Source organism: Barrientosiimonas endolithica (assembly GCF_030296655.1).
In the GTDB taxonomy this organism is placed as follows: domain Bacteria; phylum Actinomycetota; class Actinomycetes; order Actinomycetales; family Dermatophilaceae; genus Barrientosiimonas; species Barrientosiimonas humi.
The window spans coordinates 797,012-815,021 of record NZ_AP027735.1; the positions used below are offsets into that span (position 1 = coordinate 797,012).

The window sequence follows — 18,010 nt, forward strand, 5'->3', positions numbered from 1 at the left end:
GCCGCGAGGTCAGGCCCGGCCGGCCGCGCCGCGTGCGCCGCCCTCCTGCTCGTCGACGGTCGGCTCGAACGGGTCCTGGTCGTACTGGTCGACCCGCGGGTCCCCGGCGTCGGCGTAGTAGTCACCCGGTGCCGTCGCGTCCTTGCCGTCGGGCACGCCGGCCGCCCGGAAGATCAGGGTCAGCAGCGCGGCGACGAGCATGTTGAGCACGAACGCCGTGAGCGCGATGTAGCCCAGCTGCTTGATCAGCGGGATGTCCAGCAGCGAGCCGCCGAAGTGCTCGGTCGCGGGGCTGGACACGGTGTAGGCGGCGTACGTGCCGTAGCCGAAGCCGACCGCCCAGCCGGCCAGCAGCGCCCACCGGTGGAACCAGCGGGTGTAGAGGCCGCACACGATCGCCGGGAACGTCTGCAGGATCCAGATGCCGCCGAGCAGCTGGAAGTTGATGGCGTTCTGCTTGTCGAGCGTGAGAACGAAGCCCAGCGCGAACAGCTTGACCGCCAGCGACACCAGCTTGGAGACCTTCGCCTCCTGCGCGGGGGTCGCCTCGGGCCGGATCCACGCCTTGTAGACGTTGCGGGTGAAGGTGTTGGCGGCCGCGATCGACATGATCGCCGCCGGCACCAGCGCACCGATCGCGATGGCCGCGAAGGCGATCCCGGTGAACCAGTCGGGGAACTGGTCCTCGATCAGCTGCGGCACCACGAGCTGCGGGTTCGGCTTGCCGTCGAGCCCGATGGGCTGGGTGCCGGCCGCGATCGCGACCCAGCCGAGCAGCGCCAGCAGCGCGAGCACGAACGAGTAGGCCGGCAGGATCGAGGCGTTGCGACGGATCGTGTCGCGGCTCTTGGAGGAGAGCACGGCGGTGATCGAGTGCGGGTACATGAACAGCGCCATCGCCGAACCGAAGGCGAGCGTGGCGTACGCGATGTGCTGGGTCGACGCGGGGACGAACGCCCCTGTCGGCTTGCCCGTCGCGGGGTTGGGGGTGTTCATCTTCTGCTCGGCCGCGGAGAAGATCGTGTCCCAGCCGCCGACCTTGCCCGGCAGGTAGAGGATCGCGACGATGATCACCAGGTAGATCAGCAGGTCCTTGACGAACGCGATGATCGCGGGCGCGCGCAGACCGCTGGAGTAGGTGTAGGCCGCGAGCAGCGCGAACGCGACAAACAGCGGCGCGTCCTTGGCGACGATGTTGTCGCTGCCGCCGATGCCGGCCACCTCGAGGACGGCCTGGATGCCGACCAGCTGCAGCGCGATGTAGGGCATCGTCGCGATGAACCCGGTCGCGGCGACCGCGAGCGCGAGGCCGCGCGAGCCGTACCGCCCCTGCACGAAGTCGGCCGCGGTGACGTAGCCGTGGCGGTGGCTCACCGACCACAGCCGCGACATGAAGAAGAAGATCATCGGGTAGACGATGATCGTGTAGGGGACGGCGAAGAATCCGGACACCGCACCCGCGCCGTACATCGCCGCGGGAACCGCGATGAAGGTGTAGGCCGTGTAGAGGTCGCCGCCCAGCAGGAACCAGGTGATCCAGGTGCCGAAGCTGCGCCCGCCGAGGCCCCACTCGTCGAGGGAGTCCAGCGAGTCGGCGCGGCGCCAGCGCGAGGCGAGGAAGCCCATGATCGTCACCACGGCGAACAGCAGCACGAGGATGACGACGGCGACGGTGTTGACGCCCGTGTTGGGGGTGCTGGGGTCGGCGGCGCTCGGTGCGGCCGCGAGCAGCCCGGTCATGCGCGCGGCTCCTGCTCGTCGTCACCGTGCTCGCGGCGCATCGTGTCGACCGGGTCGGCGGGGGCGCCGGTGCCGCGGGCGCGCTTGATCAGCGCGTGCGCGCTCAGCGTGCAGGCCGCCGTGAGGAAGACCCACAGCAGCTGGTACCACACGAAGAAGGGGAAGGCGCCGAGCCTGGGGCCGGTGCGGGCGTACGTCGGCACGGCGGCGATGGCGATCATGGGCAGCAGGAGCAGCACGCCGGCTGCCCACAGCAGGGGGCGGTTCGACGGGGGACTCCGTCGGGGCGCCGCGGGACGTCCTGGGACACCTTCGTCCTCCTTCGCGCTGGTGGCCGACCTGGCCAGAAGCACGCCGAACTTACCGGAGCCGGGGCGCGCGGCGGCCGGTTTTGCCCAACGGCGCGCGGGCTCTCGCGCGGCGAGACGACGAGGCGCCCCGGACTGGGTCCGGGGCGCCTCGTCAGTCGTGCTGGGCCGTGGTCAGGAGGCCTTCTTCGTCTCGGCGAAGATCTTGGCGATCTCGTCGATCTTGCCGAGCAGCTGGTCGGCGACATCGACGTCGAAGCTGCCCTTGGTGCCGGTCGCGCCGGCGAGCTTGGTGGCCTCGTTCACCAGCGTGTTCAGCTGGGGGTACTTCTCGAAGTGCGGGGGCTTGAAGTAGTCGGTCCACAGCACCCACAGGTGGTGCTTGACCAGCTCGGAGCGCTGCTCCTTGATGATCATTGCGCGCATGCGGAAGTCGGCGTCGTCGGGCTTGTCGGCGACCTTCTCGCAGATGGCCTTGACCGACTCGGCCTCGATGCGGGCCTGGGCGGGGTCGTACACGCCACACGGGAGGTCGCAGTGGGCGCTGACCTCGACGGTGGGGGCGAACAGACGGGCAAGCATGGGGCGAATCCCTTCGGTCTGGTGGCCTGGCTCGAACACTTCGCACGCTACCCAGCGCCGGCGCCGGGGAGCAGGGGCCCCAGCCAGATGCGACCTCGTCGCAGGAGGGCTGAGCGCTCAGCGCCGGGGCAGGCGCAGCAGCACCCGGGCGACCACGGCGCTCGCCGGCAGCGGCCCCACCGACCGGGAGTCCACGGCGCCCGGGGCGTCGGTGCGGTCCGACTCCACCCACCACTGCGTGCCGACCGCTCGCACGACCCGTTTCACCGCGAGCGGGCGGGGTCCGTCGGGCCCGGCGGGCAGCTGCACCACGTGGGCCCGTCCGGCGCGCACGCGCGCGCCGTAGCGCACGAGCAGGCGGTCACCGTCGACGTACGTCGGCTCCATCGAGCGGCCGCGCACGACCGCGATGCCGAGAGGCAGCGGCACCCGGTCAGGCGTCGCCGGCGCGGCTCGCGCCGGTCGCGTCGTCGTGGATGTGCGCGTGCAGCGGGTCGGTGAGCGCCTCCTCGCGGTTGGTCTCCTCGGCGTGCACGCGGGACAGGAAGGCCTTGGTGCGCTCGTGCTGCGGGTTGCCGATGACCGCCTCGGGCGGGCCGGCCTCGACGACGACGCCGCCGTCCATGAACACGACCCGGTCGGCGACCTCGCGGGCGAACGCCATCTCGTGGGTGACCACGATCATGGTCATGCCGTCCTGGGCGAGCTCGCGCATCACGGTGAGCACCTCGCCGACGAGCTCGGGGTCGAGCGCCGAGGTGGGCTCGTCGAACAGCATCAGACGCGGCTTCATGGCCAGCGCCCGGGCGATCGCGACCCGCTGCTGCTGACCGCCGGACAGCTGCGCGGGGTAGTGGTCGGCGCGCTCGCTCAGCCCGACGCGGTCGAGCAGCTCCAGCGCGGCGCGGCGCGCCTCGCCCTTGCTGACGCGGCGGACCTGGACCGGCGCCTCCATGACGTTCTCGAGCGCGGTCTTGTGCGGGAAGAGGTTGAACCGCTGGAAGACCATGCCGATCTCGCCGCGCTGGGCGGCGATCCGCTTGTCGTGCAGCCGGTGCAGCTGGCCGCCCTTGTCCTCGTAACCCATGAGCTCGCCGTCGACGAAGATCCGGCCGCCGTCGATGGTCTCCAGCTGGTTGATGCAGCGCAGGAAGGTGGTCTTGCCCGAGCCGGACGGTCCGAGCAGGCAGACGACCTCGCCCTCGTGCACCTGGATGTCGATGCCCGAGAGAACCTCGTTGCCGTGGAAGGACTTCGTGACGTTGACGGCGTCGACGAGCGCCTGGTCACCGCGGGTGGTGGTCATCAGGAGGAACCGCCTCTTCCGATCATCGTCGCCAGCTTGCGGGCGTTGTTCTCGCGCGTGCCGTAGCCACGGCCGAAGTGCCGCTCCAGGTAGTACTGCCCGATCATCAAGATCGTGCAGATGATGAGGTACCAGGCGAACCCGGCGAGGTAGGCGCCGATGACCCGGAAGGTGTCGTTGGCGACCTGGTCGACCTGGAACCACAGCTCCATCGAGATCGGGATGGCGAACATCAGCGAGGTGTCCTTGACCATCGCGATGGTCTCGTTGCCGGTCGGCGGGACGATGACCCGCATCGCCTGCGGCAGGATGATCCGCCGCATCGCCTTGCCGTTGCTCATGCCGAGGGCCTTGGCCGCCTCGTTCTGGCCGGTGTCGACCGACAGGATGCCGGCGCGGGCGATCTCGGCCATGTAGGCCGCCTCGGACAGGCCGAGCCCGATGATGCCGACCCAGATGGTCTGCGAGAGGGCGTTGACGTTGAGCGAGAAGAACGTCAGGTCGTTCGACAGCCCCACCCAGTCCGACAGCTCCTTGCCGAACGGCACCCCGATGTCGAGCACGGGATAGAGCGCGCCGGCGCTGCCGAGGAAGACCAGCAGCACCAGGCGCGGGATCGCCCGGAAGAACCAGGTGTAGACGAACGCCACGCCGCGCAGCACCGGGTTGTCCGACAGGCGCATCACCGCGAGGGTCACGCCGAGCGTCACGCCGAGGATCATCGCCCCGATCGTCACGACGATGGTGCCCTTGGCGAGCCCCTCGAGCACCGGCGTGTAGTTCATGACGTTCGGCACGAAGCCGAGGTCCCACGCGGGGTTGGTCACCAGGGAGCTGATGCCCATCGCGACGACCACGGCGATGCCCGCCAGCGCGACCCAGCGCCAGGGATGGCGTACGGGCTTGGCGTCGATCTTGCCCGGTCGCTCGGCCGGCGCGTCCGGCCGAGCGGAGGTGTCGGCCGACATCAGTCGGTCGCGGGGTTCACGGCGAAGGTGCTGATGGCGCCGGCCTTGGTGCCGTACTTGTCCAGGATCTTGTCGTACGACCCGTCGGACTTCATCGCGGTGAACGCCTTGGCGAGGGCCTGGCCGAACGCCTCGTCACCCTTGGGGAAGGCCACGCCGTAGGGCGCGGAGTCGTAGTTCTTGCCGACGAGCTCCAGCTTGCCCCCGCTCTTGTTGACCGCGTCGACCGAGACGGGCAGGTCGGCCGCCATGGCGTCGACGCGGCCCGAGGTCAGGTCGAGGGTGGCCCGGGTCTGGTTGTCCTGGATGAGCAGCTTGATCGGCTGCTTGCCCTCGCCGGTGCACTTCTTGCTGCGGTTCTGCAGGTCGGTGACCTGCACCGTGCCCTTCTGCACCGACATCGACAGGCCGCAGGGGGAGTCGGGGTTGACCTTCTTGGGGTTGCCCTTGGCGGTGACCCACTGGGTGCCGGCGGTGAAGTAGGAGGTGAAGGAGACCGTCTGCTTGCGCTCGTTGTTGATCGTGAACGAGGAGATGCCGAGGTCGTACTTGCCGCCCTTGATGCCGAGGATGAGGCTGTCGAAGCCGGCGTTCTGGAAGTTGGCCTTCAGACCGAGCTTGCCGAGGGCGGCCGTCAGCAGCTCGACGTCCATGCCGACGATCGTCTTGCCGTCGGAGTCGAAGTACTCGTTCGGCGGGTAGGTCGCGTCGGTGCCGACGTTGAGCGTCCCCTTCGACCTGTACTTCTCGGGCACCTGGCCGGCCAGCGCGGTGTCCTTGGTGGCGCTCACCGTCGGGGCGGCGGAGGAGGCGCTGCCGCCCGGCTCGAGGGTGTCGGAGCCGCAGGCGGCGAGGGCGAGCGACGCGGCAGCGGCGGCGGCCGTGACGATCGGGAGGGCAGGACGACGGGTACGACTGCGCATGACGGGGGTCCTTCCACGGGCTGACGCCGGCCGACTGGGTGCCGGACGTGCAGAGTGTGCCAGCAACCCCGCCCGGTGGCCCGGAGCACCCGGAAAGGTTCTCCGCACCGTGACCCGGGTGCGGCCGTCCGCAAGGGTGGCCCGACGCGGTTACGCTGGCGTCATGAAGATTGCCGTGGTCGGTCTGGGTTACGTGGGCCTCGCCAACGCCGTCATCCTCGCGCAGCGCCACCCCGTGGTCGCGCTCGACGTCGATGCCGGCCGGGTCGAGGCCGTCAACGAGCGGCGCTCGCCGATCGTCGATCCCGACCTGGAGGACTACCTCGCCAACCGCGAGCTCGACCTGCGCGCGACCCTCGACGCCGAGGACGCGCTGTCGGGCGCCGAGCTGGTCATCATCTCCACCCCGACCAACTACGACCCGGAGAAGGACTTCTTCGACACCTCCACCGTCGAGGCCGTGCTGGCCCAGGTCGAGAGCGTGGCCCCGCAGGCGAGCGCGGTCATCAAGTCGACCATCCCCGTCGGGTTCACCGACCGGATGCGTGCCAAGCACCCGGGCCTGACCATCCTGTTCTCCCCGGAGTTCCTGCGCGAGGGCCGCGCGCTCTACGACAACCTGCACCCGAGCCGGATCATCGTCGGCGGCGACAGCCCCGAGGCCAAGGTCTTCGCCGACCTGCTGAGCGAGGGTTCGCTCGACGACGACGTGCCGGTGCTGCTCACGGGCGCGGCCGAGGCCGAGGCGATCAAGCTGTTCGCCAACACCTTCCTGGCGATGCGCGTCGCGTTCTTCAACGAGCTCGACACCTACGCCCTCTCCCGCGGCATCGACCCGCGCGCGGTGATCGAGGGCGTCGGGCTCGACCCGCGCATCGGCCTGCACTACAACAACCCCTCGTTCGGCTACGGCGGCTACTGCCTGCCGAAGGACACGCGGCAGCTGCTGGCCAACTACCAGGACGTCCCGCAGAACCTCATCCGCGCGATCGTCGACTCCAACACCACGCGCAAGGACTTCATCGCCGAAGACATCCTGCGCCGCCGCCCCAAGGTCGTCGGCCTCTACCGCCTGGTCATGAAGGAGGGCTCGGACAACTTCCGGATGTCCTCCATCCAGGGCGTGATGAAGCGGCTCAAGGCCAAGGGCGTCGAGGTGCTGGTGCACGAGCCGACGCTGACCGACAAGGAGTTCTTCCACTCCGAGGTGGTGCCCGACGTCGAGGAGTTCATCAGCCGGTCGGACGTCATCCTGACCAACCGCCGTTCGCCGGCCCTGGCCTCGGTCGAGGACAAGGTCTACACCCGAGACCTTTTCGGCCGCGACTGAACCTGACGCTCGGGGGTTAGGCCGACGAGCACCGTCGTGGACGGGTGGTTCGGCCGAGAGGAGCACTGGGAGCAGCCGTGACGCTCGAGGACGTGTGGAGGACGATCCGCACCCACTGGGTGCTGCTCGTCGCGTTCACGCTGGTGGGGACGGCGGCAGCCGCCGGATACTGGCGCTGGCGCGAGCCGGTCTACACCGCGACCGCGGTCGCGTACGTCGTGCCGCAGGACGGCTCGGCCGGCGGTGGGCGCTCGTCGGAGGGGCCGCCGTCGGCGGTCGCCATGGCCAAGGCGCGCTCCTGGGTGCCGCTGGCGACGAGCGTCGACACCGCACGGGAGACCGTGCGGGCGCTGGGGCTCGACCTCGAGCCCGACCAGCTGGCGGCCCGGGTGAGCGCCGAGCACGTGCGCGACACCCCGACCATCTCGGTCAGCGTGACCGGCTCGACGCCGCGGGAGGCCCAGCGGCTCGCCGACGGGGTCGTGCAGGCGATGCGCGGCCAGGCGAGACGCCTCGACGGGGCCTCGTCCGGGGTCGATATCGAGCCGATCCAGAACGCCCACCTGCCCACCCATCCCACCGAGCCGCACCCGGAGTGGATCCTGCCGATCGGCGCCCTGCTGGGGCTGCTGCTCGGACTGCTCGTCGCGCTCGCGCGCCGTCGCCGGGCCGGGCGCGTGCGTGACCAGTCCGACGTCGAGCGGCACATCGGCACCAGCGTGCTGAGCGTGCTGCCGGCGTCGAAGGACCTCGAGGCGCGCGACCGGGTGCCGCGCGGCGCGGGCAGCCACACCACCCGCGACGCCCTGCAGCAGCTGCGCACCAACCTGACGTTCGTCAACGTCGACCACGCGCCGCGCACCGTGGTGGTCACCGCGGCGCGGGCCGGCGAGGGTCCTCGACGGTGGCCGCCAACCTCGCCCGCACGATGGCCGACGCCGGCCAGCGGGTGGTGCTCATCGACGCCGACCTGCGCGAGCCGGCCGTGGCCGACATCTTCCAGCTCGACGCGCGCGTGGGGCTCACCCAGGTGCTCGCCGGCAGCGTCGCGCTCACCGACGCCGTGCAGGAGGGCGACCGGGCCAACCTGCGGGTGCTCACCGCCGGCCACCTGCCGCCCAACCCGAGCGGACTGCTCAGCTCGGCCCGCATGCACCACCTGCTGCTCACCCTCGGGCGCGACGCGATGGTCGTGCTCGACTCGCCGCCGCTGCTGGAGCACCGTGACGCGGCGCTGCTGAGCGCGAGCGCGGACGGCGCGCTGCTGGTCATCTCGGCGGCGGGCGCCCGCGAGCCCACGCTGTCGCGCGCGGTCGCCGCGATCAACCGGGTCGGCGGGCAGCTGCTGGGCGCCGTGCTGACCCAGGTCAGCGGCAAGCAGTTCAAGCGCATCGTGGCCGCCGACACCCGGTTCGGCTACGGCACCGACCTGTCCCGGCGCGAGCCGGACGAGAGCGACGAGCCGCCGCGGCACGCCCGCGGTGCGATCTTCGACGAGGCCGCCACCGACATACCGGATCAGTCGGGTGCCGAGATCGAGCGGCGGACCGCCCCGGGCGAGGGGAGCGGTCGGCCTACCGTCGGCGACCGAAGCACGTCTCGTCCTGACCTGCTTGCGCCCGAGAACCCCTGTCGATCAAGGAGATCCGCTGCGATGACCGGCGTGCTGGTGCACGAGTGGATCGAGGCCCACGGCGGCGCGGAGCAGGTGCTCGACGCCATGGCCGCGGAGTTCCCCGACGCCGACATCGCGTGCCTGTGGGACGACGCGCCGCAGCGCTACCCCGGTCGGCGCGTGGTCGACAGCTGGCTGGCGCGCACGCCCCTGCGGCGGCACAAGGCCGCGGCGCTGCCGCTGATGCTGCCCACGTGGTGGCGTCGCCCGGGGCGATACGACTGGGCCCTGATCGGGTCGTACGCCTTCGCCGCTCAGGCGCGCTTCCCGGCCTCGCCCGACCTGCGCAAGCTGGTCTACGTGCACAGCCCCGCCCGCTATGTCTGGGAGCCGGAGCTGGACGGGCGGGGGTCGTCGCGGTTCGTGCGCGCGGTGGCCCCGCCGCTGCGTCACCTGGACCGCCGGCTGGTCTCGGGTGCGCACGCGTTCGCGACCAACAGCGCGTTCGTGCGCGACCGGGTGGCGCGCACGTGGGGCAGGGACAGCGTGGTCATCCCGCCCCCGGTGGCAGCGGGGGCGATCGCGGCCGGAGACGACCACGACCTGACCGACGCCGAGCGGCGGGTGCTCGACGCGCTGCCCGAGGTCTTCGTGCTCGGGGCCTCGCGGTTCGTGGGCTACAAGCGGCTCGACCTCGTGATCGAGGCAGGGGAGCACGCCGACCTGCCGGTCGTGATCGCCGGCGGCGGGCCGCTGGAGCAGCCGCTGCGCGAGCAGGGCGCGGCCGCGGGTGTGCCCGTGACGTTCGTCAGCCGGCCGAGCAGCGCCCTGCTGCACGCGCTGCTGCGGCGGGCGTCGGTGTTCGTCTTCCCGGCGGTGGAGGACTTCGGCATCCTGCCGGTCGAGGCGATGGCCGCCGGCACCCCCGTGCTGAGCAGCGCGCGGGGCGGCGTCACCGAGTCGGTGCTCGACGGCGTCACCGGCGCCCACGTGGCCGAGTGGCGCCGCGAGCCGGTGCGCGCCGCGGTCGAGCAGGCGCTCGCCGCGTCCGCGCAGGACTGCCGCGACCGGGCGATGGACTTCGACGAGCCGGTCTTCCGGCGGCGGCTGCGCGCGTGGGTGGACGAGCAGCTGGCGGGCTGAGGCCCCGTCGTCTCAGAGCTGCAACCACCCCTGCCAGCCGGCGTGCAGCACCAGCCAGGCGATGAGCCCGTAGCCGGCCTGGCCCGGGTGGAAGCCGTCACCGGCCGCGAGGTCGCTCTGCCACTGGTCGTGACCGAGCAGCGGGCGGAAGCAGTCGACATAGGTGATGCGGCGGCGGGCGCACACGTCGGCCTGGGCGTCGACCAGCACCTCGAGGCGCTGGTTGAGGTCGGGGTCGGCGGTCGGGGGCGGCCCGACGACGAACGCCGCGATGCCGGTCGTCGACGCGTCGTCGAGGATGTTGGCGAGGTTGAGCCGAGAGCGGGCGGTGGTCATGCCGGCCTCGACGTCGTTGGTGCCGAAGCCGACGACCAGGCGCTTCTCGTTGACCGGGGAGCCCAGCGGGGCGCGGTCTCCTGGCGCCAGCGGGCGAGCACGTCGGTCGAGGACTCACCGGCGACGCCGAGGTTGTAGGAGCGCAGGCGTACGTCCGTGTGCGGGGTGCGCGCGACCACCCGGGACACCCAGCCGAGAGCCTTGGGGTCGCCGACCCCGGCGACGTAGGAGTCGCCGACGAAGCACAGCCCGATGTCGCGCGGACCGTCGGTCACGTGGAACTCGGCGCTGGGGGTGAAGTCGGGCTCGCTGCCCTGGTGCGGGTAGGTCATACCGTCGCTCTCGTCATTCGTCCTCGTCGTCCAACCGCGCCAGCCAGGTGGCCAGCCGCTCGACCGGCACCTCGAACTCGGGGTTGAGGTCGACGAACGTGCGCAGCTGGTCGGCGAGCCAGGCCAGCGTCACCTCGTCGTCGCCGCGCCGCTGCGCCAGCTCCTCGATGCCGCGGTCGGTGAAATACACGCGCCGAGATTATCGCGACGGGTGCCCGGGATCCGCGCGGCGCACCGCCCGCGCGCGAGGTCGCTCAGGTGACGTCGATGTCCCGCTGCCACGACTGGGTGCGGTAGTCGGTGACCCAGCCGAGCGAGGTGTAGAGCCCGTCGGCGCCGGTGGGGGAGTCGGCGTCCACCTCGAGGCCCACGCGGCCGCGACCCCGCTCAGCGGCGTCGCGCAGCACGGTGAACAGCAGCGCCTTGGCGACGCCGCGCCCGCGCGCCCGGCGGTGCACCCCGATGTAGTCGATGTAGCTGCCCGGCCGGCCGGAGGCGTCCGGGGGCAGCACGGAGCTGACCACACCGCCGCCGAGCACGGGCCCCTCGTCGGTGTCGACCGTCGCGAGCCACCAGTGGTCCCACCGGTGGCCGGGGTCCTCGCGCAGCCGCTGCGCGAACTCGGCGAAGCTCTCGCGGTAGGAGTTGAAGTGGTCCTCGAAGGACTCCTCGAGCACCTGGTGCACGGCCCGCAGGTCCTCGGCCACCGGCATCCCGGTCTCGTGCGTGGCGACCCGCCGGACGTGCACGCCCTCGCGCGGCTGCGGCAGGTCGGCGTCACCGGGGGCGGTGGGCCGCGTCATCTGCAGCCAGGTGCGGGTGTGCCGCAGCCCGACCGAGGCGTACCACTCCGCCAGCTGCGCGTCGCCCTCGTAGACCGTGGCGTCGAGCTGGGTGTGCTCGACGAAGCGCTGGGCGCCGACGTAACGAGCAGTCGCGACGATCCACTCCAGCAGCCCTGCCGCCAGCGAGTCCTGTTGTGCCGCAGGCAGATCCGGGCACACGGTCAGGTCGATGTTGGTGCGGCCGGCGGCGCGGTCGTGCACCGACGCCCACGCTCGGACGGTGCCCGACTCGTCGACGACGACGACCTGGTCGCGCGTCCACGAGCCGGTGCCGGTGACCTCGGACGCGACGGTGTCGAGGTCGACCGGCGAGGCCTTGCCGCGCACGCGTTCGCGCCGGCGCTGCACCAGGCGTACGAGCGGTTCGACGTCGCCCGCCACCGGCACCCGGACGGCCCAGCCCGACCGGAGGTCGAGCGTGGGCACGTCGGGCTTGGGCGGCGGGGCCATCCGGCTCAGCGGTCGAACGCCTTGGCGACGAGCTCGGCCTGCTGCGCCTGGTGCTTCTTGCTGCTGCCGGTCGCCGGGGAGGCGGAGGCCGGACGGCTCACCACGCGCAGCGGCCGGTTCTCACCGTGCTGCGCGAGCTGACCCGGCAGGTTGAGCGCCATGAACGGCCACGCGCCCTGGTTCTCCGGCTCGTCCTGGACCCACACCAGTTCGGCGTTGGGGTAGGTCTTCACGACCTCGGCGATCTCGGCGCCCGGCAGCGGGGCGAGCTGCTCGACGCGCACGATCGCCGTCGCCTCGTCGCCGCGCTTGGTGCGCTCGGCCTCGAGGTCGTACACGACCCGGCTCGAGGCCAGCAGCACGCGGGTGACCTGGTCGCCGCTCAGCTGGGCGGCGTCGGCGATCACCGGCTGGAACGTGCCGCTGGTGAACTCGTGCGGGCTCGAGGTCGCCGCCTTCAGCCGCAGCAGCTGCTTCGGCGTGAAGACGATCAGCGGGCGGCGGGGCCGGGCGTACGCCTGGCGGCGCAGCAGGTGGAAGTAGTTCGCCGGGGTGCTGGGGTAGGCGATCGTCATGTTGTCCTCGGCGAACATCTGCAGGAAGCGCTCGATGCGTGCCGAGGAGTGGTCGGGCCCCTGCCCCTCGTAGCCGTGCGGCAGCAGCAGCACGACCGACGAGCGCTGCGCCCACTTCTGCTCGGAGGAGGAGATGAACTCGTCGACGATCATCTGGGCGCCGTTGACGAAGTCGCCGAACTGGGCCTCCCACAGCACCAGCGCGTCGGGCCGCTCGACGGAGTAGCCGTACTCGAAGCCCATCGCGGCGTACTCCGACAGCAGCGAGTCGTAGATCCACAGCCACGCCTGCCCGTCGGACAGGTAGCGCAGCGGCGTCCACTCCTTGCCGGTGACCTTGTCGATGAGCACCGCGTGCCGCTGCACGAAGGTGCCGCGGCGGGAGTCCTGGCCGGCGAGGCGGACCGGGGTGCCGTCGAGCATCAGCGAGCCGAACGCGATGAGCTCGCCCATCGCCCAGTCGATGCCGCCGCTGGAGACCATCGCGGTGCGCTTCTCCATGAGCTGCTTCAGCTTGGGGTGCAGCGTGAAGCCCTCCGGCGGGTTGACCCACGTGTCGCCGATGAGCTTCAGGTCGCGGTCGTCGATCGCGGTCGGCCGGTCGATGCTGAGCGCGCCGGCCTCGTCGTCGTCGCGCTGGGCCGACGGACGCTCCAGACCGGTCTCGCCCTCGGCGTCGGTGCCCTGCCGGGCCTCCGACTCGACGTTCTGGGCGGCGTCGGAGCTCGAGGCCGCGGCGGCCTTGCGGGCCTCCTTGGTCTCGACGAACACCTGCTCCAGCTGCTTCTGGTAGTCCTTCAGCGCGGCCTCGGCGTCCTCGACGGTGATGTCGCCACGGCCGATGAGCGCCTCGGTGTAGAGCTTGCGGACGCTGCGCTTGGCCTCGATCAGCTCGTACATCAGCGGCTGGGTCATCGAGGGGTCGTCGCCCTCGTTGTGCCCGCGCCGCCGGTAGCAGATGAGATCGATGACGACGTCCTTGTGGAACTTCTGGCGGAACTCGTACGCCAGCTCGGCCACCCGCACGCAGGCCTCGGGGTCGTCGCCGTTGACGTGGAAGATCGGTGCCTGCACCATGCGGGCCACGTCGGTGGAGTAGGTCGAGCTGCGCGAGCTGCTCGGCGCGGTGGTGAAGCCGACCTGGTTGTTGACGACGATGTGGATCGTGCCGCCGGTGCGGTAACCGCGCAGCTGGCTGAGGTTCAGCGTCTCGGCCACGACGCCCTGGCCGGCGAACGCGGCGTCGCCGTGCATCAGCACCGGCAGCACGGTGAAGGCGGTGCCGGCCAGGTTGATGCGGTCCTGCTTGGCGCGCGCGATGCCCTCGAGCACCGGGTTGACCGCCTCCAGGTGCGAGGGGTTCGCGGCGAGGTAGACCTTGGTCTTCTTGCCGTCGTCGGAGACGAACTCGCCCTCGGTGCCCAGGTGGTACTTCACGTCGCCCGAGCCCTGGACCGACTTGGGGTCCTGGGTGCCCTCGAACTCGCGGAAGATCTGGCCGTAGGACTTGCCGGCGATGTTGGCCAGCACGTTCAGCCGGCCGCGGTGCGGCATGCCGATGCAGACCTCGTCCATGCCGTCGTCGGCGGCCTCGTACATGATCTTGTCGAGCAGCGCGATGACGGACTCGCCGCCCTCGAGGCTGAACCGCTTCTGACCGACGTACTTGGTCTGCAGGAAGGTCTCGAACGCCTCGGCCGCGTTGAGCCGGCGCAGGATGCGCAGCTGCTCGTCGGAGGTCGGCTTGGCGAACGGCACCTCGACCTTCTCCTGGACCCACTCGCGCTCCTCGGGGTCCTGGATGTGCATGTACTCGATGCCGATGGTGCGGCAGTAGGAGTCGCGCAGGATGCCGAGGATCTTGCGCAGCTTCAGGAACGGCTGCCCGCCGAACCCGCCGGTGGGGAAGGTCCGGTCGAGGTCCCACAGGGTGAGGCCGTGCCGGGTGATGTCGAGGTCGGGGTGCTTGCGCTGGCGGTACTCCAGCGGGTCGGTGTCGGCCATCAGGTGACCGCGCACCCGGTAGGCGTGGATCAGCTCCTGCACCCGCGCGACCTTGTTGATGTCGTCGTCGTGGGTGACGGCGATGTCCTGCACCCAGCGGATCGGCTCGTACGGGATGCGCAGCGCGGCGAAGATCTCGTCGTAGAACTCGCCCTCGCCGAGCAGCAGCTGGTGCACCCGGCGCAGGAACTCGCCGGACACCGCGCCCTGGATCACGCGGTGGTCGTACGTCGAGGTCAGCGTGAGGATCTTGCTGACGGCGTTGCGGACCAGCTGCTCGTTGCTCGCGCCCTGCCACTCGGCGGGGTAGTCGAGCGAGCCGACGCCGATGATCGCGCCGGCGCCGCGCATCAGGCGCGGGACGGAGTGGTTGGTGCCGATGCCGCCGGGGTTGGTCAGCGAGATGGTGGTGCCCTGGTAGTCGGACAGCTCCAGCTTGTTGCCCCGGGCCTTGCGGACCATGTCCTCGTACGCCGTCCAGAACTGGGCGAACGACATCGTCTCGGCGCCCTTGATGTTGGGCACGACGAGGGTGCGGGTGCCGTCGTCCTTCTGCAGGTCGATGGCCAGGCCGAAGTTGACGTGGCCGGGCTTGACCAGCGACGGCTTGCCCTTGTCGTCCTCGGTGAGGGCGTAGTTCATCTCCGGCATCGTCTTGAGGGCCTTGACGATGGCATAGCCGATGAGGTGGGTGAAGCTCACCTTGCCGCCGCGGCTGCGGGCGAGGTGGTTGTTGATGACGATGCGGTTGTCGATCAGCAGCTTCGCCGGGATCGCCCGCACGCTGGTGGCGGTGGGGACGCTGAGGCTGTCCTCCATGTTGGTGACGATGCGGGCGGCCACGCCGCGCAGCGGGACGGTGTCGGTCTCCTTCTCCTCCACCGGCTCCAGCGTGGTGCTGAACTCGTCGCGCGGGGTGAGAGCGCTCGCGCTGCCCTCGGCCTCGGACGGCTTGGGCTGGCCGGGCGCGGTGTGGTTGCGCTCGCGCTCCTCGTTGGTGGGCTCGCCCATCGGCAGGTCCGGGGTCACGCCGGTGCCGGTCTCGTCGTCGGCGGCGGGCGCCTCGGGGGAGTCCTCCGGGGGAGCGGCGGGCGACTCGGCCTTGGGGACCGGGCGCCCGGAGCCGCCGGAGCCGGTGTTGTCGACCGAGGCGTCGGCCGCCGGGGCCTCGGTGTCGTCGGCCTCAGGCGCCTGGTCGCGGGAGCTGGTGTCCGCGGCGTCGTCCTGGCTCGTGCTGTTGCTCGAGGACGTCTGCTGCGCGCGGGCGGGGGCCTTCGCCGGGCCGGTGGTCGGCGCCTTCACGCGGCCGCCGGACGCCCCGGACGATCCGTTGGAGCCTGCCGGGGCGGACGGGGCCGAGCGGGCCTCGCCGGCCGAGCTCGAGCCGGACGTGGACGCGCTGCCGGACGTGGGCGCGCTGGCAGAGCCCGGCTCGTAGGTCTCGAAGAACTCCCACCAGGCCTTGTCGACGGAGTTCTTGTCCTGCTTGTACTGCTCGTACAGCTCATCGACCAACCACTCGTTCGGGCCGAACGTTGACAGGGGGTCGCCGCTGCTGGGCTGGTGGGACACGCTGGATGCGCCTCTTTCACGTCTCGTCGTCGAGTGCCAAGGCCCAGCCTACTGCGCAGGCACAGCCCCGGAACCGACGGCTCGGGGTGCGGCCCGCCGAGGCCGGCGGGCCGCACCCCGTGGGCGTCAGGAGACGTCTCGACGCGTCGTGAGGAACGCGCCGATGCCGGCGAGCACGACGGCGTACGCGAGCAGCGTGAGCGAGGACTGCCACCAGTTGAAGTAGGGCGACGCAGCACCCGAGGTGGTCTGCTGGCCGGCCATCGGGTCGCTGGTGACGAGCATGCCGCTGGTGAGGTTTCCCGGCAGGAACTTGGCGGCCGTCTCCCAGCCGCGCGCCGAGAAGAACAGGTTGAGCGCGATGTGCAGCACGAACGCCGCACCGACCGCGGACATGACCGCGGCCACCTGGTTGCGCACCAGCATCCCGAACCCGAAGCCGAGCAGCATCCAGACGGTGTTGGCCAGCACGACCAGCGCCATGGTCTTGAGCACCTCGGGGTCGCCCAGCAGCAGCGGTTCGCCCTTGCTCTTGATCACGAGGCTTGCGAGGCCGACGCTGGCCACGTTGTGGACGACGCCGAACACCACGCCCAGCGGGACGAGCGCGATCATCTTCGAGATGAGCACCACCCAGCGGTTGGGCGTGGCGAGGAAGGTCGAGCTGATCGTCTTGTGGCGGTACTCGTTGGTGATCAGCATGACGCCCAGCGCGAGCGGGACCAGCGTCGTGAGGCTGAACTGGATGCCGGCGGAGTAGATGATCTGCGCCGTCCCCGGCGTCATCCTGGCGAACGGGTTGCCGGCGCCGGGATCGTTGGGGTCGGTGGCGTTCTGCGAGCCGAGCAGCGAGGCGAACATCAGGGAGAGCAGCCCGGCCATGAGCCCCATGCCGATGGCCATCGCCCACCACATCCGGGTCGTGAAGACCTTGCGGATCTCGGACTTGATAGCGGCCCCCATCACTGCATCCCTCCCTCGTGCTGCCCAGGCTGGTCGTCGTCACCCAGGTTGCGGTTGCGGTTCTCCGGCTGGGAGGTGAGCTGGAAGAACAGGTCCTCCAGGTCCGACTTGGAGTCGCGAAGCTCGTAGATCGGGAGCCGTGCCGCCAGGGCGAGGTCGCCGATCTTGCGCGGGTCGTCGCCACTGACCTCGAGCGTGTCGTCACCCGTGCGCTGGGCGTGCAACCCGGCCTGGGCGAGCTGGCGGACCAGCTGCTCGGCGTCGGAGGTGCGCACGAGCGAGCGTCGGGGGCCGTGGAGCTCGGCGATCGAGCCCTGCTTGACCATGCGGCCGTTGGCGATGATCACCACGTCATCGACGGTCTGCTCGACCTCGCTGAGCATGTGGCTGGAGACCAGGATCGTCTTGCCCTCGCTGGCGAGGTGGCGCAGGAAGCCGCGCAGCCACCGGATGCCCTCGGGGTCGAGACCGTTCGCCGGCTCGTCGAGGATCAGCACGCGCGGGTCGCCGAGCAGCGCGGCCGCGAGACCGAGACGCTGCCGCATGCCCATGCTGTAGGCCCCGGCTCGCTTCTTGGCCGCAGCCGAGATGCCGACCAGGTCGAGCAGCTCGTCGACCCGGGAGTCGGGCACCTTGATCGCAGCAGCGATCACCCGCAGGTGGTCGCGGCCGGAGCGCCCGGGGTGGAAGTTGGTTGCCTCGAGCGCGGACCCGACCACCTGGCCAGGGTTGTCGAGGTGCTGATAGGTCTGCCCGTCGATCGTGGCGGTGCCGCCGGTCGGCCGGACCAGGCCGAGCAGCATGCGCAGCGTGGTGGTCTTGCCGGCGCCGTTGGGGCCCAGGAAGCCCGTGACCACGCCCGGCTCGACGGTGAAGGACAGGTTGTCGACCGCCCGGAAGCTGCCGAACGACTTCGACAGCGAGTCGATCTCGATGCGCGCCCCCTGGCGCGGTGGTGACGCGGTGCTGGTCATGCGATTCCCCGATTCGTTGACATGCCAACACCCAATCACCCCCA

14 protein-coding genes and 2 pseudogenes are annotated in these 18,010 nt (G+C 70.9%); 3 read left to right on the plus strand and 13 right to left on the minus strand.

The window, feature by feature from the left end; genetic code table 11:
- Nucleotides 1-9 precede the first annotated feature (9 nt).
- The 7 genes from mctP to QUE40_RS04160 all read right to left on the minus strand — a co-directional run bounded on the left by mctP (nucleotide 10) and on the right by QUE40_RS04160 (nucleotide 5,827).
- The gene (gene mctP, locus QUE40_RS04130) at nucleotides 10-1,740 is read right to left on the minus strand and encodes a monocarboxylate uptake permease MctP (RefSeq protein ID WP_142004530.1); all 1,731 of its coding nucleotides are present in this window, start codon (nucleotides 1,738-1,740) and stop codon (nucleotides 10-12) included.
- On the minus strand, nucleotides 1,737-1,979 hold the full coding sequence (locus tag QUE40_RS04135) for a DUF3311 domain-containing protein (RefSeq protein ID WP_289232406.1): 243 nt from the start codon (nucleotides 1,977-1,979) through the stop codon (nucleotides 1,737-1,739). The genes mctP and QUE40_RS04135 overlap by 4 nt, the downstream gene beginning before the upstream one ends.
- Before the next feature lie 243 nt (nucleotides 1,980-2,222).
- Nucleotides 2,223-2,630 (minus strand): superoxide dismutase, Ni, encoded by a 408-nt coding sequence (gene sodN, locus QUE40_RS04140; protein WP_142004532.1) that lies wholly within the window; start codon nucleotides 2,628-2,630, stop codon nucleotides 2,223-2,225.
- Between the two features lie 117 nt (nucleotides 2,631-2,747).
- On the minus strand, nucleotides 2,748-3,059 hold the full coding sequence (locus tag QUE40_RS04145) for a S26 family signal peptidase (protein ID WP_236022237.1): 312 nt from the start codon (nucleotides 3,057-3,059) through the stop codon (nucleotides 2,748-2,750).
- A gap of 4 nt (nucleotides 3,060-3,063) precedes the next feature.
- Nucleotides 3,064-3,936 carry an amino acid ABC transporter ATP-binding protein gene (locus QUE40_RS04150; RefSeq protein WP_142004533.1) on the minus strand — a complete coding sequence of 291 codons (873 nt, stop codon included), beginning with the start codon at nucleotides 3,934-3,936 and terminating at the stop codon, nucleotides 3,064-3,066.
- Entirely contained in the window at nucleotides 3,936-4,904 is a 969-nt protein-coding gene (locus QUE40_RS04155; protein WP_142004534.1) for an amino acid ABC transporter permease, read from the minus strand. Before QUE40_RS04155 ends, QUE40_RS04150 begins: the two co-directional genes overlap by 1 nt.
- Nucleotides 4,904-5,827: an ABC transporter substrate-binding protein gene (locus QUE40_RS04160; protein WP_142004535.1), complete on the minus strand. Its 924-nt coding sequence runs from the start codon at nucleotides 5,825-5,827 to the stop codon at nucleotides 4,904-4,906. Before QUE40_RS04160 ends, QUE40_RS04155 begins: the two co-directional genes overlap by 1 nt.
- Before the next feature lie 163 nt (nucleotides 5,828-5,990).
- Here QUE40_RS04160 and QUE40_RS04165 point away from each other — a divergent pair, with 163 nt between their 5' ends.
- From QUE40_RS04165 to QUE40_RS04175, 3 genes and pseudogenes are all read left to right on the plus strand, one after another.
- Complete coding sequence (locus tag QUE40_RS04165) at nucleotides 5,991-7,157, plus strand: nucleotide sugar dehydrogenase (RefSeq protein ID WP_142004536.1); 1,167 nt, start codon at nucleotides 5,991-5,993, stop codon at nucleotides 7,155-7,157.
- Between the two features lie 119 nt (nucleotides 7,158-7,276).
- A pseudogene (locus tag QUE40_RS19605) lies at nucleotides 7,277-7,330 on the plus strand (hypothetical protein); the annotation flags it as partial.
- Between the two features lie 731 nt (nucleotides 7,331-8,061).
- Nucleotides 8,062-9,915 (plus strand): polysaccharide biosynthesis tyrosine autokinase, encoded by a 1,854-nt coding sequence (locus QUE40_RS04175; RefSeq protein WP_289232407.1) that lies wholly within the window; start codon nucleotides 8,062-8,064, stop codon nucleotides 9,913-9,915.
- Nucleotides 9,916-9,927: 12 nt separating this feature from the next.
- On the opposite strand, the pseudogene QUE40_RS04180 reads toward QUE40_RS04175, so the two are convergent.
- The 6 genes and pseudogenes from QUE40_RS04180 to QUE40_RS04205 all read right to left on the minus strand — a co-directional run bounded on the left by QUE40_RS04180 (nucleotide 9,928) and on the right by QUE40_RS04205 (nucleotide 17,966).
- Nucleotides 9,928-10,583: pseudogene (locus tag QUE40_RS04180) on the minus strand (GDSL-type esterase/lipase family protein).
- 13 nt (nucleotides 10,584-10,596) lie between these two features.
- Nucleotides 10,597-10,773, minus strand: coding sequence for a DUF6104 family protein (locus QUE40_RS04185; RefSeq protein WP_170206762.1), 177 nt, complete (start codon nucleotides 10,771-10,773; stop codon nucleotides 10,597-10,599).
- Between the two features lie 64 nt (nucleotides 10,774-10,837).
- Nucleotides 10,838-11,878: a GNAT family N-acetyltransferase gene (locus QUE40_RS04190; protein ID WP_142004540.1), complete on the minus strand. Its 1,041-nt coding sequence runs from the start codon at nucleotides 11,876-11,878 to the stop codon at nucleotides 10,838-10,840.
- A gap of 5 nt (nucleotides 11,879-11,883) precedes the next feature.
- Entirely contained in the window at nucleotides 11,884-15,972 is a 4,089-nt protein-coding gene (locus QUE40_RS04195) for a multifunctional oxoglutarate decarboxylase/oxoglutarate dehydrogenase thiamine pyrophosphate-binding subunit/dihydrolipoyllysine-residue succinyltransferase subunit (protein WP_433997041.1), read from the minus strand.
- 183 nt (nucleotides 15,973-16,155) lie between these two features.
- Nucleotides 16,156-16,992: an ABC transporter permease gene (locus tag QUE40_RS04200; RefSeq protein ID WP_142004542.1), complete on the minus strand. Its 837-nt coding sequence runs from the start codon at nucleotides 16,990-16,992 to the stop codon at nucleotides 16,156-16,158.
- Nucleotides 16,992-17,966 carry an ABC transporter ATP-binding protein gene (locus QUE40_RS04205; RefSeq protein WP_142004543.1) on the minus strand — a complete coding sequence of 325 codons (975 nt, stop codon included), beginning with the start codon at nucleotides 17,964-17,966 and terminating at the stop codon, nucleotides 16,992-16,994. The genes QUE40_RS04200 and QUE40_RS04205 overlap by 1 nt, the downstream gene beginning before the upstream one ends.
- Nucleotides 17,967-18,010 lie beyond the last annotated feature (44 nt).